At 37.6% G+C, this 16,692-nt stretch carries 13 protein-coding genes; all 13 read right to left on the bottom strand.

The annotated features are described in order from the left end of the window. Positions 1-20: 20 nt before the first annotated feature. Genes BTO23_RS06885 through tssE form a run of 13 tightly spaced genes read right to left on the bottom strand, consistent with a single transcriptional unit; the run spans position 21 to position 16,617 of the window. Entirely contained in the window at positions 21-983 is a 963-nt protein-coding gene (locus BTO23_RS06885) for a serine/threonine-protein kinase (RefSeq protein WP_105063237.1), read from the bottom strand. Then, positions 980-1,651, bottom strand: a complete 672-nt coding sequence (locus BTO23_RS06880; RefSeq protein ID WP_061002062.1) for a PP2C family protein-serine/threonine phosphatase — start codon at positions 1,649-1,651, stop codon at positions 980-982. The genes BTO23_RS06885 and BTO23_RS06880 overlap by 4 nt, the downstream gene beginning before the upstream one ends. Beyond that, positions 1,648-5,169, bottom strand: coding sequence for a type VI secretion system membrane subunit TssM (tssM, locus tag BTO23_RS06875; protein ID WP_105063236.1), 3,522 nt, complete (start codon positions 5,167-5,169; stop codon positions 1,648-1,650). Before tssM ends, BTO23_RS06880 begins: the two co-directional genes overlap by 4 nt. 11 nt (positions 5,170-5,180) lie before the next feature. Beyond that, positions 5,181-6,014: a type IVB secretion system protein IcmH/DotU gene (icmH, locus tag BTO23_RS06870; RefSeq protein WP_061028412.1), complete on the bottom strand. Its 834-nt coding sequence runs from the start codon at positions 6,012-6,014 to the stop codon at positions 5,181-5,183. Position 6,015: 1 nt separating this feature from the next. Beyond that, positions 6,016-7,338 carry a type VI secretion system baseplate subunit TssK gene (tssK, locus tag BTO23_RS06865; protein ID WP_105063235.1) on the bottom strand — a complete coding sequence of 441 codons (1,323 nt, stop codon included), beginning with the start codon at positions 7,336-7,338 and terminating at the stop codon, positions 6,016-6,018. A gap of 11 nt (positions 7,339-7,349) precedes the next feature. Beyond that, positions 7,350-7,838 (bottom strand): type VI secretion system lipoprotein TssJ, encoded by a 489-nt coding sequence (tssJ, locus tag BTO23_RS06860; protein WP_060990624.1) that lies wholly within the window; start codon positions 7,836-7,838, stop codon positions 7,350-7,352. 35 nt (positions 7,839-7,873) lie between these two features. Continuing rightward, entirely contained in the window at positions 7,874-9,160 is a 1,287-nt protein-coding gene (gene tagH, locus BTO23_RS06855; protein ID WP_061037035.1) for a type VI secretion system-associated FHA domain protein TagH, read from the bottom strand. Position 9,161: 1 nt separating this feature from the next. Beyond that, the gene (locus BTO23_RS21580; RefSeq protein ID WP_105054449.1) at positions 9,162-9,290 is read right to left on the bottom strand and encodes a hypothetical protein; all 129 of its coding nucleotides are present in this window, start codon (positions 9,288-9,290) and stop codon (positions 9,162-9,164) included. 2 nt (positions 9,291-9,292) lie between these two features. Further along, the gene (locus tag BTO23_RS06845; RefSeq protein ID WP_061002071.1) at positions 9,293-10,861 is read right to left on the bottom strand and encodes a sigma-54 interaction domain-containing protein; all 1,569 of its coding nucleotides are present in this window, start codon (positions 10,859-10,861) and stop codon (positions 9,293-9,295) included. Positions 10,862-10,863: 2 nt separating this feature from the next. Further along, entirely contained in the window at positions 10,864-13,446 is a 2,583-nt protein-coding gene (gene tssH / locus BTO23_RS06840) for a type VI secretion system ATPase TssH (RefSeq protein ID WP_105063234.1), read from the bottom strand. Continuing rightward, entirely contained in the window at positions 13,443-14,480 is a 1,038-nt protein-coding gene (tssG, locus tag BTO23_RS06835) for a type VI secretion system baseplate subunit TssG (protein WP_060990628.1), read from the bottom strand. The genes tssH and tssG overlap by 4 nt, the downstream gene beginning before the upstream one ends. Beyond that, positions 14,444-16,195: a type VI secretion system baseplate subunit TssF gene (tssF, locus tag BTO23_RS06830; protein ID WP_105063233.1), complete on the bottom strand. Its 1,752-nt coding sequence runs from the start codon at positions 16,193-16,195 to the stop codon at positions 14,444-14,446. Before tssF ends, tssG begins: the two co-directional genes overlap by 37 nt. Then, positions 16,192-16,617 carry a type VI secretion system baseplate subunit TssE gene (gene tssE, locus BTO23_RS06825; RefSeq protein WP_060990630.1) on the bottom strand — a complete coding sequence of 142 codons (426 nt, stop codon included), beginning with the start codon at positions 16,615-16,617 and terminating at the stop codon, positions 16,192-16,194. Before tssE ends, tssF begins: the two co-directional genes overlap by 4 nt. Positions 16,618-16,692: the final 75 nt, after the last annotated feature.

Here is a 16,692-nt window from a genome sequence, read left to right as displayed (position 1 = left end):
CTATATCGCTATTATCCATTCTAATGTCGTGAAAATACGGAAGTCACTTTTTGTAATAGTGGTTTTTTCTTTTCTGTATTTTGCTTATTTTTAATTTCTTTAAAGACAGAAATTAAGACTTTAAAATTTAAATGCCTTTCAGCAGGTACTGGCCCCATTGCTTGAAGAAGTAATTTATGTATCTTTTGTTGCTCCTTTGTTCTTGTCTCTACAGTGTTTTCTTTTTGTTGATAAGGATGAGTTCGGAGTAAGAGCTTATAGAGTAAGATTGAAAGTGAATAAAGATCGCTCTTTATGGTTGGAGCATTACCTTGAAGTACTTCTGGTGCCGCATAATCGCCACTCCATGCATGAACTTGATTAAAGTTAATCGCAAAATTATTTTTATCAGGGTCTATATTTCGACTGATACTGAAATCAAAAAGATGTAGCTCATTATTGTTAGAAATAAGAATATTACTGGGTTTTAAATCACCATGGATAACGCCTCGTTTGTGGCAGTGAAGTAAACAATTTATTAATATAAAAGCATATTTTAAACGAGCCTCGTCAGGAATATCTTCAAAGGGAGAGTCGAGTAATAAAGACAGTAATTCACCTTTAATCATTGGCATTACCAGAAACCCTCGCTGTGATTCTTCACATAATGCTAAGTGCTGTATTGGGACAATGTTAGGGTGTTGTAATTGATTTGCTTGTAAGTACTCATTAACTAAAAGTAAATCTGCATCATTAAATTCAGCGGATTCACTATTTAATACTTTTATAGCGAATTCATATTGTTCCAATCCTATACTTTTTAATAATAAGTCATCTACTTGATAAACAATTCCCATCCCACCGACACCTAATACGCGTTTTATTTTATAACGGCCATTAATGATTTTTGGAATGGGTTTTAAAGGCGCTTTTTTAGAAGATGAATCTTCATTGTTAAATTCAGATTCATCAGAAAGGAAATGGTTAATATTCATTTCAGTCATCTATTCGCCTTAATCATAATTGCTGATAAATTGTCGTTTGCTTCAGTAAGTAAGACTTGTTCTTTTAAGTGATAACATCCTTTTAATGCGCTAGGCAGTGCCATACAGGCTTCTATCATGGTATTAGCAAGATATTTATGTACACCATCACTAGAGAGCAAAAAAGTATCTTGATGCTGTAAGGGGACAATACAGTGCTCAATCGAGAGGTCATGACCCATGCCGATTGCCTGGGTTAGTGCCTCTCTACCGTTTTGTTCACGAGTATGATCTTGTGAAATTTGATAAAGCTTATTATGACGAAAGAGATAACAGCGAGAATCCCCAGCCCAAAGACAAGCAATGTGCCCATTATGAGCAATAAGCATACACACAGTACTACCAATAACGGCACTGTGAGATAGAGTCTTTTCTTGACTTAAGTGATGGTTAACTTTACATAACATTCGTTTTGCTTTTTCAATTTTTTGTTCTATCGTTCCATATAATAATTCAGATTGAAAAGCATCAGTGATCATATTGCTGGCTATCTCTCCATACTCATATCCACCCATGCCATCAGCAACAATCCAGATCCCTTGTTCGGTAAAGGACAAAATAGCGTCTTCATTTTTGTCCCTTACCTTTCCCTCTTCTGAGAAGTGAGCCGTTTGAAATTGCTGGCTCATCCATTAATCCTTTTTGGAAGGTAAAAATTAGTTAATATTTTTCGATTAAATGGGTTAGGAGTGCGATCACTGTAAATTAAGTATTTTGCTTTCATCCCTTTATTTTCTAAATCGAGTTTAATGACATCATTGCCTCGGTATTTATTGACACTGAATTTATCTAATACTCTGAAAAAAGCCCAAGGCCCAGAATTTTGTTGATTAACTACTTTTGTGCCGCTCAAATCTTGAAGAACAAAACTTACGTATTGACGTTGATTCGTGATAGGCCACGTAAAGCGTTTTTTCTGAATTGGTCCGTGACGATAAGCAAATTTTTTCTTTCCATAATAGAACGTAGATTGAAGGGCGCTCGCATCTAATTCAAAAGGAGCAATACGGAAAGAGACATTGGCTTCTTTTCCTTTAGATCCATAAAACATTCTTTGAATGGTTAAACCGTAGTTATATTGATTTAAAAATGATTTAGATAGTCCAAGAGAATGACCATGTAATGCTTTCTGTGTAAATTTTCCTTTCTGTTTATTTACGAACGACGCTAAATAGGCATTAAAGAAAGAATCGAGAATTCCCCCATTTTGGAAAAATTCGTCAAAATCGGGAATGTTTACATCTTGGTTACTATTTGTAAAAGGATAGCGGCCAGATAATGCGACGTCGTAATGAGTGACAACCTTATCGTGGTAGACCATTTGTATGTAATCTCGTGAGTGATTTAGTGTTATGCCCCACGCGTTGTTTGAGATCTGTTTCCACCATTGCTGTAATGGTTGAGGAAGAGTCTCTGCCATCACTCGAATGTCGTTTAATTCGTTTGGGATCCCTTGCATACGATCTCTTGCAATTTTAAAGGCTGCTTGATCGGGGTTAGGGGAGAATTTAACCATTGATAAACGGCCACTTAGCTCATTGATTACAACCAAGGCATCCTCAAGAGGTATAGTCGCTTGTGCTTTATCTGTTAATAATAGATTTAATGGTTCAAATTGATTACTTACCGCTTTTCTAGCACTTTGTGAGCGCTCTTCAACACTATGAAGACCAAGAGAAGCAACCTTTTTAAGCTTGGTATTAATCGGTAGTTTCTTTGTCGTTTTTGTGGCATTAGATGCCAGTTGAGCTTGATCAATAAACGTGGTGTTTTCACGAACTAGATTCAGAAGCTTTAATACAGGTTGACTCGATCCTGTCATATTAGCGATTTGAAGGATTGCCTCGTCTATATTGTTAACTGGCTTTATTTGTAGTTGATCAACGGCTTCTTTCCAATAAAGAATATAATCATGAAAATAAAGATCTTCTACTTCGGCATACAGTGCCCGTATCTCATTTGTACTTAAATCGCTAGATAATCCGATGACCCAATTTTCATCAATTAATTGCTTAACTTGATCGAGTCCTTTATTTAAAAATACACGTTGATAGCCTTCTTGGGTATATAAACCGGGGATTAACGTACTGGTATGGTTAAATATATTTTGATTAGGCCCAAGGTGATCGCTTAGCTTAATATCTCGTAAGTTCATCTCCTTCGCATCTTGTTTCAATTGCTGGTAAACCAACGCCGATGTATCTGCCTCTCTAAGATACTTGCGTGATTTTGCCACTAAATTGTCGTTTAAAGAGACGGGTTCGAAACCAATGTCGAGTAAGTTTGAAAAGTGAGTCTGTAATGAACTTTGCTCTGTTGCCGAACCACTGTATATATACGACCAATGCAGCCCCATCCATTGTTTTAAATAACTAGTATCTAAATGTTCATGCAGATTTAACATTAAATAAGCACGCAAAGAGGGAGTTAGAAATTCACGGTTATCTTGATTGTTAGTTACCTGATACTCAAGCTCACTTGTGATTTTAGGAAGTAACAATTCAACTAATTGCTGATGATACGCGTTTTTGGTTGTTACTCTTAACGTTTTTCCTTGTTGTAAGCCTGCCATGTTTTCTGGAAAATTGTCCTCTTCTTCAGAGTATACTTGTGTCGCTTTTAATAAAGCATCAAGTGTCGGTAATAACTCTATGGAAGGAGCTAATGGAGATAGATGAACAATATTTTGATTATAGTCACCGGCTAGCTCAAGAAGTTGCTGCTGTTTATTATGGTTATTTAAAAAGCTAGTTGCCCATAATGAACCAAGACCAATAACTAGGGCGAATGAACTTGCGTAGATTGCAATATTTTTAAGTTTAACCCTTTTCTCATAGTTCTCGTTGAGTGTCGATAACTCACTATTTGGGAAGATAACATCATCTAATAACTTACGAATGAAGAATCCGCGTTGATGTTGATAAGTAGGTAATACTCGTGAGCTTATACCTAGGTTTTGCCCTATATTTGAAGTGCTAGGGTCTGTATGTGTATTTATTGGGGTAGGGACTGATGTTAAATATAATCCACGTAAATGGGAAGCTTGATGATAACGTGTTTTGGTAAAGGCAAGTTCCGAGAATAGGGCTAAACGTTCTGCAAGAAAGCTGAGTTGTCTTGGGAATTGTAATAATTCTGCACGTTTCATTACGTCGCGTTCATCATGTAATTTAGCCATGACTTGCGAATCAATACGTAGAATTAACTTCTCAAATTCTTGTTTTATTTTATCTGCTTTTTGTCCTTCGCCTTCATTGAATGTTACTCCAAATACTTGGTCCATTTCTTCACGAGAAAGAGAGGAGAAAAAGGGCTCGAATCCTTCGACTTTATCCATTTTTGTCAGTAAGAAATAAATTGGCATATCAGAGTTAAGTTCATGCCTTATTTCTTGTAATCGCTCTCTTACATAGCGAGCTTGTACTTCAATACTGCTTTCGTCAGGGGATTGTAGGGTAGTTATATCAATTGTTAAAATTACACCATTAAGTGGACGGCGACGACGTTTGCTGTGTAATGCTTTTAAAAAACGATTCCAAATAGGTTTATTTAATTCATTTTCATGTAGGTCAAAAAAACGACCAGCGGCATCAAGTAATACCGCATGATTAGCAAAATACCATTCACAATGCTGGCTGTTTTGAATATCTCTTGTGTAATGACCATCCGTTTGATTAAGAGGAAAGTCTAGTCCTGAGCACTCTAATAATGTTGTCTTGCCACTGTTTTGAGGGCCAATAATCATGTACCAAGGAAGTTGGTATTTTACGTTATTGCTGAGCTTGCCATACAATCCGGCTCTTTTTATAGTGGCAATCGCGGCATCCAGTTTTTCTTTTAATGTGGATGTATGTTCTTGTATATAAGCAAGCTCTGATTGGGCTGCTTCATACGCTTCTTTATTTTCATCTTTTTGTGCTTCGCGTTTAGCTAGCCATAAAAGGGTAAGATTGAATGAACCCCATAATAGTAAGCAGATAAAAACAGTAAGCACCTTGCCTGTTGTGGTTTCAATTAATGGGGTATTGGCAATAGCAATATGTTTACCAAATAGGCAAAGAAGTAAAGCGATGAATAAAGTACAAAGTAGACTCCAACACCATGTCTTTTTTAAAATAGTCATTAATGAGTTAAAAAATGATTTCATCCGTGAAAATCCTATAATTCAATCTGTTGAAAAGCATGAATAACGAGTTCTGATTGCTGGTTTAAAACGTAGTAAAAACCGCCATAAATAGCGCATAATGAAATAGTAACGACACAGATAATACCAACCCATGAGGTCTGTCTTGTTAGTTTATGACGCTGAACTTGTTTTGGTTCCCAATTTGGAGATAAGCTTGATTTTTCATCTCCTCGGAGTGAACGGATCTGTCGATATAAAGAATCCCTAATCGCATCAAGTTCAACCAATCCTCTTGATAATACGCGGTATTTCCCCTCAAATCCTAGGCTTAAACATAGGTACATTAACTCTAAGAGATCTAAGTATTTTGCTGGGTTTCGGCTAAGTTTCTCTAGTAAAAGAAAGAATTTTTCACCGCCATAAGTTTCGTTATGAAAGCTGCTTAACATACTTTGTGATGCCCAATGACTTTCTGAACCCCAAGGAGTAGTAACAATTACTTCATCAACAAATGAGCATAATAAATAACGAGATAGTGCAACGTAGTTGTTCTCTACCCCAGAATTTAACGCTTGAAATTCAAACGATTTAAGCTCTTCAACTAGTTTTGGTTTCAGAAGTTCAATGTCTTGATAGCTTTCCTTCTTTAAATCACAAGTGATGCACAAAAGGGACGATGCTGCGCTGATTAAAGGATTATTTCCTGCAAAATTATATTCTTCTGGTTTTATACGAGCAGCATAAACCATGCGATCTTGTAGCTGATCAAATTTGGGTGCATTCATATTTTGAGTTAATACTGGATTGATTTGATGCGGTTCTTGTGTGATAAGAACAGTGCGGTCATCCATGTTACTGCTGTTCATATTAACGGTTCCTTATTGCCCAGAAAAAGAGAGAAAGTTCAGGGAAATCACCTGCAATATGAAAGGCAAACCCGCCGGATTGGGTGAGTTGTGAGCGATCATTTGCATTGAGATCTAAAGTGAAATAACAATAGTCACCATGAAATGGAACTTGTCTCGGAGCAACAGATAGAGAGCGACACGTTATCCCTGGGAGTTGTAAGTTTACTAAGTTGCGAATTTTTTCAACAGGTCCTACTTTTAGCAGTGGTGGTAATTGTTTACGCAGTGTTTCTGCATCGGTATGAGAGCGAGCAGCTAAAATAAAGGTCGCTTCTTGTAATAAAGAATCATCTGATATTGGCGCAATTAATACGCCGTGATTACGTTTTTGAAGTGGAATTTCAAACGCGTTTTGTTTTAATGATTGATTTAATTGCTTACGAAGCTGGAATAATATGGTCTCAAAAGCATTACCTTGTTCTTTGTGGTTATAAGCGATTTCAAGATTCGCTCGACGGTGCGTTGAATCATAAGTTGAAAGCTCACCCTGTAATGAAGCAAGAAGTAAAAAGAGTTCTTCTGGGTGGTAATAAGCGCTTTTATTTAAATAATGGAGGTGAGGCTCATACTTGTTCAGCAATTGTAATAATAAAAAATCACCGATCTCTGATGTCGCGTGTCCTGATTGGGTTATACGCTCTGCTAATATATCGGCTTTATGTGTTACTAGGGTGAGTACTTCTCGTAATGCTCTATGTACTAATGAAGAATGTAACCCATTGATAAAGCTTGCTTCAAAATTTGGGTTAAGTTGAATAGCCCCTTCAGGAGTGACTTGTTTTATTTCACATAGTTTTAATTTTACCCAATGATTATCAATTTCGTCTTCAGTAATAATATGGAAATCTAATTCACCACAGCTGATCGTTTGTAGGTTTTGAACTTGCGCATTATTATCAGAAACAGTCAGATCGTAAGATACGTAACGTGTGTTTATTTCGGTTTCTTTTTCATTACGAGCTTCAGGACTGTTTATTGTAGAAAGCGAAATAGCTAAATACAGATTTAGGTTAGTTGCTGGAGCGTCAGACTCCCACACAATAGGGTTTGTTTGATGCTGAATATCAAATAAAGATCCGTCAGGGAGGATCCCCGCAGCCTGATTGATAACAATTTTACCAACGGATAAATGATGGTTATCAAAACTTAGTGAATGAAACCCCCAATTGAACCTGTGTTGTTGCTGTGTTCTGACTTGCAGTTGATGCTGATAATAACGATCATTTTGTTGAAAGTGTTGAGGGCGCAATAGCATGCCTTCTTTCCAGATTACTTTTTGCATTTATCGGCCCTCTAGATACGTGTGCTATTGTTGGATTGAGTTGATTTTTTCTTTACGCGCTCTAGTTTTACTATCGCGGTGTCCGTTGCAATTAACTCTATTTTCTGAGCTTCTTCAGGTTCGACGGTATAAATATAATACCAATCTGCACCTTCTATATTTTGGTATGCACCAATAACAGCAAGGTATTGACCTTTAATATCCAATTTTAGTTTGATGGTTTTTTTATCGCCCGGTCTTAAAATAAGTTCTTCTTGGGCAATAAAATCAGAGCCAAGTGTTGATTTAGCATTGTTATATAAATCAAAGAATTCAGCATTTTCAAAACTGGTGATTGATGAAATTTCAATGACTTTAACGACCAATGGTGAAGGGCGCTCAACATGGTCAGGGTTTAGATTTGCAGACGCATTAAGTGTTAACGCGACATAGGTTGGATCTGGTGTACTGCTGCATGCACTTATAAAAAACAAGATGATGAGAGAAAACAGTTTTTTCATGATAGTTACGTCCTTTTTATCACTTATAGTTGCCGTTAAACGCGAAGTGCTGCGGATAAGATCTGTAGTTGAGACTCATATTGTTTAGCAAAATCTTGCTCCAATAAGGCATTTCGCCAGTCTTTATCTTTGCTTATTTTTTCATGTAATTTTGTATAGGCTTGCCAATATTGGGCATCAGCCTTCCCAAATCGATTTTGTACGCCATCTTGAACAAAGCGATAGGTCAAAGTTTGAGGTGATAATTTATCGATCAAAGCATCTAAGGTATGCTGACAAGCGTCATGAATCGCGAGCTGGTTGGCTTGAATGTCTTTACAGCTTTGGTTAATGGCTTCGATACCTTGTAAATAGCCAGGCTTATGATTAATGATGACATTCAAGGCATCGTTGACGTCATGGCTAAATTTAATTGGATTATTTCCTTGAGCTTGGATAGTGGTGGCGTTCGCTGTCAGTTTGTTTTTAATTTCAGTTCGAGTGCGAAGTAACTGCTGGATGCCATTAATAGAGCTTCGTAATGCAGATCCTATATCAAACAGAGTTTGCTCTGGGTTTTCTAAATTGGTTAGTTCAATACCTAACCCTTTTGATAATGCAGTTAAATAAGCGTCATTATTGTTCGCTATTGGCGCTACTTTCGCAGCTTCAGTTTGTTGTTGTGACTTATTCACTTCTACCTCTGCTGAGGCATATGATTCAATTGGCTGGGCTTCAAGTTCAATGTCTTCATTAATGATGTCGTCTTTTAATACTGGTGAAATAAACTGTTCTTTGAGTAACGAGTCATCAACGGTTGCTTGAGAGGGAACCGTATCTTCAACCTGTTTGAGAAGGATTTCTTCATCGCTATTTAGTAGTTCCTCGATTGGAGTATTACTTAAAAAACTGTCATCAGGGATCATGTCAAAAACCGATGGATTTTGATCAGTTCCGTGATTAGCTAATGGATCTAAACTCTTGTTGCTGTTTGTTTCTGGAGATGAATAATTAGTAGGGTCTTGAAGGATGCGGGCTCTAATTTTAATAAAACCTAGTTCATACACATCACCGTGAGACACTGGGTGTAATTCTCCGCTGTTTAAAGACGCTTCTTGTCCATTAAAGTAAGTCCCATTAGTACTGTTATCTGTAATGAAGTATTGTTCGTCGTCATAACTTATAGAGGCGTGAACATTTGAGAGCTGACGTTTTGAATCAGCAATATACCAATCGGCATTAGGACTACGACCTATGGTGCCTCCCGCTTTTTTGAAGGTGAATGTTGGCAGGGTGTCGATAGGAAGATCGTGTGATTGAATTATATCAAAGGCCAGTTCCATGTTATTCCTCCTCTGAAACTAGGGTTGTTTGTTCTTGTGGTTCGGGATCGCCAACGGGACGATAATCATCGTAATTACTGCATGCAGAAAGCAGCGAGATAGTTATGAGTAGTGAAAAGCGTAACAACATGCTTAATATCTCCATTCCTTGGCGGATAAGTTAAATTTTCTTAATCGATAATCAAGTGAGCCCTTTGAAAGCTCCAATCTATTTGCAACCGTTTGAAGGTGTCCTTGGTGTTTTTCTAAATATGCCATTAGAACTGTTTTTTCAAATTGTTCGATTTGAGAAGAAAGACTGCCAGTTTGTTGGTTTTCATTCTGTCTCTGAGGGGTCATCATCATGAGTTCGTTCAAGACTTGAATAATAACGATTTTGTCTAGTTTCTTACTTTCAGGAGCCTCCATACAACAACGTTCAATGATATTTTTGAGTTCACGGACGTTACCGGGAAAAGAATAGGTTGTTAGATATTCAATAAACTCTTTGGTTAATTCGGGAGTTGCTTGATGTTGTTCTTGCGCGTAATTGTTGGCAAAGAAATGGCTGAGTAATGCCACGTCACCTTCTCTTTCTCTTAGAGCAGGAAGGGCAATAGGGAATTGAGCTAATCGAAAATAGAGATCTTGGCGAAATTCCCCTTGTTCTATTTTCTTTATTAAAGCTTGATGTGTTGCTGAAATGACTTTTACATCAACATCATAAAGGGTGGTTGAACCAAGAGGCCTCACTTTTTTTTCTTCTAATACACGAAGTAATTTAGCTTGTAATGAACTCGGCATATCACCAATTTCATCCAAGAAAAGAATGCCTTTATCTGCCGAGCGTATTAGTCCTATGTAATCTCTGTCTGCTCCTGTAAATGCGCCTTTTTGATATCCAAATAGTTCACTTTCTAATAAATGTTCTGGAATCGAGGCGCAATTTTGAACGACATAAGGTTCGTTTCTACGATTACCAAATTGATGAATGGCTTTTGCTATCAGCTCTTTACCACTGCCGGTTTCTCCTGTAACTAAGACATTACGATTAATATGCAGGGCTTTAGAAATGGTTAAGCGGACTGTTTTTATTGCTTGGCTATTACCAATGATATTGAGATCAGAAGGAATATCTGTATTGTTAGCATACGATGTTAGTTTCGCTTCTAGTGACTTTTGTTGTTTTTTTAGCGCAGAAGCTAAACGATCGACCGCTAAAGAATTCAGAGTATGGATAGTTTGTCGGTCGCTTTGTTTATAAGAAGAAAAACTTGGGTAATAGAACATCAGAACTCCAGATACTCTTTGTTGGGAATTCTTTAATGGCATGAATTCGACTTCACCATCAGTTAATGAGTAATGTTCTGATTGTTCAAAAAGCAAATCCTTAATTTCTTCGCTGCATTGGCTAAAATGAAGATTAAAATTACGTCCTTCTGCCATGCAAAGAGTTAAGGTATTGAATTCTCGATAATCAGTATTAAGACGTTTATTTTTAACGTGATTATGCTCTAAATAGGTTAATTTAATTGTACGTTGATCATTACGTTGAGTATCACCTTCAGCCATTTTAAAAAGTTGTGTTCCTGATACTTGAGATAAGAAACAAATGACTTTTTGAGCGCCACTATGTTTAAGAACACCAGATAACCAACATTGGGTAAACTCACCCAGCTCGTCGTGTTGGTTATTGACGATACTTTGTCCTTGCTTTTGCATGATTATTCCCCAAACTCACAAAAGACGTGCCCGTCGCTGTCAATATCGATAGATATTTGGCTTAGAGGTTCTTGTCGAGCGAGCGCTAGTAATATTTGGGAAGAAAATGCAGGCTTTAATTGAGTGTTGATAATGGCATCTATATTTCTTGCTCCTGTTTCAGTTAATGTGCAACTTTTAGCAATGTGTTGAATGATGTTTTCATTATAAGTAAGTTCTATGTTCTGTTTGGTCAGTTGTGTTTTTAGCTGTTCTAAACGAATTGAGACTAAGGCTTCCATGCTTTCTAAATCAAGCGAGAAGAAAGGAACGACATTCATTCGGCCGACTAATGCAGGTTTAAAATATTGATTTAAGGTTGGACGAATGGCTTTTGTAAGTGCTTCTGTTGTTGGTTTATCGTCTTGATTACAAAGAGCTTCAATCTGATCTGAAGCGAGATTAGATGTCATGATAATTAATGTTTGTTTAAAGTTTATTTCACGACCTTCACCATCATTAGCGGTGCCTTTATCAAAGATTTGGTAGAAGATATTCATTACTTCAGGATCTGCTTTTTCTACTTCATCTAATAGAATCACTGAGTATGGTCTTTGACGTACCGCTTCAGTTAATACGCCGCCTTCACCATAGCCAACGTAGCCCGGAGGAGATCCAATTAAACGAGAGACGGTATGTTTTTCTTGAAATTCTGACATATTGATCGTGGTAAGGAATTGTTCTCCGCCATACATTAAATCAGCAATGGCTTGTGCCGTTTGTGTTTTTCCTACACCACTTGGACCAACAAACAGGAATACACCAGTGGGCGCATTGGGATTATTAAGTCCGGCAGCGGTTGCTTGGATCGCTTTTTCTAAAGCGATGACGGCTTGGTCTTGACCCTTAATTTGCTCTTTAAGTTGTGCTTTTATATTCAATACTTGGGTTGCTTGACCTCGTTGTAAGGTACTCATTGGAATCCCTGTCCAGTGAGACACCACTTCAGCAATCAGTGATGGGCAAGTTTCATAATTAACTAAAGAACCCGATGATTGAGCTTCAAGGAGTTGTTGATAAATCTCTTGTTGATTACAGATTAAACGTTCACGATCTTCATCATTAGCGCATTGTGATATATCAATTCTTGATGTTAAAAGTGCTTCCGCTAATTCTTTTTGTATTGACCATTTCAGTTCTAATTCATTGGCTTGTTCTTGGGTGTGTATAAGTGTGGATTTAAGATTCAGAATAATATTTGTGTCAATAGAAAGTCCAGCTTGCTGGTCTCTTACTACATAATTGAGTTCACGTTGAGTAATGGTAATCGTGTGTAAAAGTGCTTCTAATGGTTCAGGCTTGGCTTTTAGATTGATCTTGACACGAGCACAGGCTGTATCAAGAAGATCGATGGCTTTGTCTGGTAGTTGTCGGCCACTAATGTATCGAGCTGATAGTTCAGCAGCGGCAATAATGGCATCGTCTCGTACATAGGCACCATGGCTTTCTTCATAGCATCCAGCTAAACCGCGTAATATAGTCACGGCTTGTTCTACCGTTGGCTCGTTCACTTTGACGGGTTGGAAGCGTCGCGCTAATGCGGGATCCTTTTCAATGTATTTTTTATATTCTGACCATGTAGTTGCACCAATAGTCCGAAGCTCTCCACGAGCAAGAGCTGGTTTTAATAGGTTTGCTGCGTCGTTACTGCCAGCTTGACCACCAGCACCAATAAGCGTATGTGCTTCATCAATAAAAAGAATGATAGGCATTGGGCTTTCTTGAACTGCGGTAATGACAGAGTTAAGACGACGTTCAAATTCCCCCTTAATGCTTGCTCCTGCTTGTAATAATCCTAGATCGAGCGAAAGAAGAGAGACATTTTCTAATAATTCAGGAACTTCACCTTGTACTATTTTTATTGCTAAGCCTTCAACCAGTGCGGTTTTCCCTACACCAGCCTCACCAACAATCATCGGATTGTTTTTACGACGACGAGCTAAAATGTCGATCATTTGTCTGATCTCACTGTCTCGACATAGAACAGGGTCTATCTTTTTTTCTTTTGCTAATTGAGTGTAATTGGTTGTATAGGATTCAAGCGCATTTTGATGCTCATGATTTGTTGATTTTTTTTGTTCTGTGGAATTAATTAAACCTTCGACTTGCTGTTTTAATGATGTAGCTGGAATAACACTTAGTTCTCGATAATAGGGTGTGTGTCCATATTTATTAGGGTGAGTAAGCAAGGTTAATAATAAATTAGCTGCAAGTATTTCTGAGAGTTGCATTTCAAGCATGGAATACAAGTAGCTCTCTTGTAGCCATTCAATTAAAGCAGTCGAAAGTACAGGGTGGTTGCTTTCAGAAGATGTATTTTTTCTACCGTGTTGTAATGCTTCAATTAAATGTTCGGTAGAAACATGATATTGCTGACAGGCTTTATTCCAAAAACTCTGGGGGTCATTAAGTGCCGCGAGAATAAAGTCTTCACAAAGCACTTCATTCCCTCCACGAGTAACGCAGAGTTGAGCCGCTTGTTCTAATGCTAAGTGAGATTCTTTATCTAATGTTTTAATTAGTTGAGGTAGTTCTACGTTAATCATAATGTCTTTCCTGAAAGTGTAATACGGCCTTCATTAGCACTTGAACCTAGCCAGCTCGTCCAACCTAAGCAGCATTCGTTGCTGTCTGATAGCGTTAATGGACGGGGTTCTCCGTTTTTTAAATGAAGTTGAATATCAAAATCGAGTGGATCTTTGACAGTAAATTGAACCAGTCTGTTTAAAGTGAACCAGTTTGGTTTATTTATTAAAAATGAGTGGAAATGTTCCCATGTTAACTGGGTAATATGGATACGAAATTTATTAGCACGATCGGGAGCACTGTCTCCCAATACTGAGCTATTTGATAGTGATGCGTTACTTTGGCCTAAAGCACAAAGTTGTGTGGTAGGGATTTGGCAGTGACGTAAAATACATTCTTCAATGTAAATATCGGGATGCTGAAAGTAATAACGGAGCAGCGCTTCAATCGTATTTGCAGAACGAACTCGTTGACTAAGTAAGCCCAAATAAGGGAAAAGTCGTGGCCAGTTAATCGATTTATCTTCTCTGAGTTCCTCACTTTTTAGTCCTAATAACGCAAAAATATGTTGAGAAAAAGGGTCATTAGCTCCTTCTCTAAATGCCGCGTTATATCGGTATTTTTGCCATACGGTTCGAATGAGGCGATGGAGGCGGTGATGGAAAATATCTAAGAATGGCTTAAGAACATTATTCTCATCTTGTGATAAATAATCATTATAGTAATGGGGTAATGGAGATGATGCCCCGATCAGAGAAAGCATGTTTAGCGTTAGAGTCACTTTTGGTAATTTATCGCTATGTATTGCGATAGACACCGATTGGATTTCTCGTGGTGCAAAACCCTGTGAAGCATTCGCAATAAATTGAATGCGCTCATACGCTAGATCATGAGGTAAATCATAATGCAGACTCAACTGGTGGCAAATATGATCCAACGCTTTCATTAGTGATAAATGGCCGATGTGTTTGATCGAAAGATCAAGGTCTTCCACAAGAGTTGTTATTTGTTTAAGCATTAGATTAGAGGTTGCTGTCCCATTCGTGGTTGCCATGAATAGTCTCCTCCATCAGTACTTGTTACGTTAAGTTGGTTAAATGAATTCATACTGGTGTAAAGAGAAAGGAATTCATTGATAACACTGGCAAACAAATACAGCTCACCCTCACATAGAAAGTGTTTACTATTGAGCTGTAAATGCGTATTCATTGCTCGAACAGGGGCACCTTCATAAAGCATATCGCTTGGTTTTGTGGTTATGTTTTCTATGCCATTAATCAATCGTTGGTGTTTTTTCCCTTTAGCATCATCTTGCTGCCCTGCAAAATCATAAGCCAATAAGATACGCTTGAATGCTTCTGGCTTTGTTAGTGATAAATAGTTGAGAGACATATTTGAGATCAAAGACCAGAGCCCATCTTTTTCAATGGGGGGAGTATAACAAGGAGTAACGGCACGAATGTTGGTAAACTCGACAGAGCCTGTCGTTTGCGATGTGGTTTGGGTTATCGAATCAATCGCTAAACGCTGTGCTAAAGGGCCATTACATGCAGTAACACCAAGGGAAACGGTTATATTATTGGTAAAGGTATACTGAGAACGGAATGATAAATAGGTATCAAAATGCCCAGTTACAATGTTCTTTTCTTGTCGAATACTGTAATAGTTTGAATATTTATCAGAATCGTTATGTTCAAAAGATTCGAAATGATAAAAATCTATACGTCCTTTTTGACCAGGGTTCCAGCCATGGACTTCTTCAATCGATAAAATAGTGCTTTGGTTGTCATTTAATGATGAGGGCTTGATCTTATATTGATCTTTACGATGTGTTAATAAAAGTGGCTGCGTATCTGTTTTAAATGAATTCACAATCGGAGTACAAAACAGTTCTGGTTGTACGCGATTAGCATAAAAAGGTTGGTGAGTAATATTGGCTAAAGTGAATTTGATATCGACGTATTTACAGCCTTCACTAAACGAAGCTGGCCAAACTGGCAACTCGGTTAAGTCAATGTAGTAATATTTTTCAGGATAACAAAAAAACTCTTGGATGTGGCGATAACCTTCAAATGTGTTTAGTGGGTAATCAAAGAGATTTTGATCAGTAGAAAAACCAACAGATTGAATGCTTTCTGTTGGGAAGGTACTTCGATTAATCAGTTCTTGGTTATCATTTAATGCACAGAATTCAGCTTGGGTTGTGGCAGAACGTAAGGCCATGATTAAAGAAAGACAGCTTGCTTTATCACCATTAAAATGAATTTTAAGTTTTGACATTCCTAATGAATGAAGGTTGATACCAGAATCTAGTTTTAGACGAAGTTGATATATTCCTCCATTCCCATTTGCCATAAATGATGAAGAATGGATAGAGATAGGGTAAATATCAATGTCGTAACACGTTTTGAATTGGCACTGAATACCATCAATAGGTTGACTTAATACTTCTGTACCGCGAGGTATTCGTGTTTTTTGTGTTAATTCACTAACAGGAGTGAATCTTAATGTACTCATTGCTGGTATAGCTTGAACGTAGTTTGGCCACAATAATCGCATTAGTGAATGAGTTAATTCTGGTAGTTGATTATCTAAACGTTGGTGTAAACGGCCAACTAAAAAAGCAAAGCCCTCAAACAAGCGTTCAATATCAGGATCGAGTCCTTCTTGACCAAGAAAGGGTGCCAAAGCTGGATTTTCTTCAGAGAATGATTTCCCAAGTTCTCGTAAGGCAACCAGTTCAGATTGATAATAGTTATTAAAACTCATGCTGCACCTTGCATATTAAGGTGGTTAGTTTTTTGACCGCTTGTTTGAGCATGAGTTGTAAATGAAATAGGGGTGCATTTACCATTGAATATAATGTCACCCTGAACATCAAAATACAGGTGAAGTGGGCTATAAATATCGCCTAGATAATGTACTTTAATGTTAGTTATGCGTTTTTCATAATGGTGGATTACCCTTTCAACCTCTCTTTTTACATGAATTATGGCGTCATGAGGTGTCATATGAGACATATTAAGGTCGGGTAAACCTAAGTCTGGACATATAAGAGCATCGCCTTGTCGGGTTGATAATAGTTGAGCGACATGCAAGCGAATAGACTCTGTAATCTCTAACGATGTAGAGACAAGATTATGTTGTGTTGTCCCTGTTAATAATCGCTCAAATAGTCGTTGTGATGCCATGTGTAATTAATCCTTAAAGTGGTAAAGTATCCGACAATTTATGTGCTTGTAATCCCTCAGTGTTTATTAAGCACT

It is taken from the genome of Aliivibrio sifiae (genome assembly GCF_002954715.1).
In the GTDB taxonomy this organism is placed as follows: Bacteria; Pseudomonadota; Gammaproteobacteria; order Enterobacterales; family Vibrionaceae; genus Aliivibrio; species Aliivibrio sifiae.
The sequence above is the reverse complement of the archived record's forward strand: the minus strand, read 5'-3'. Positions and strand labels throughout refer to the sequence as shown.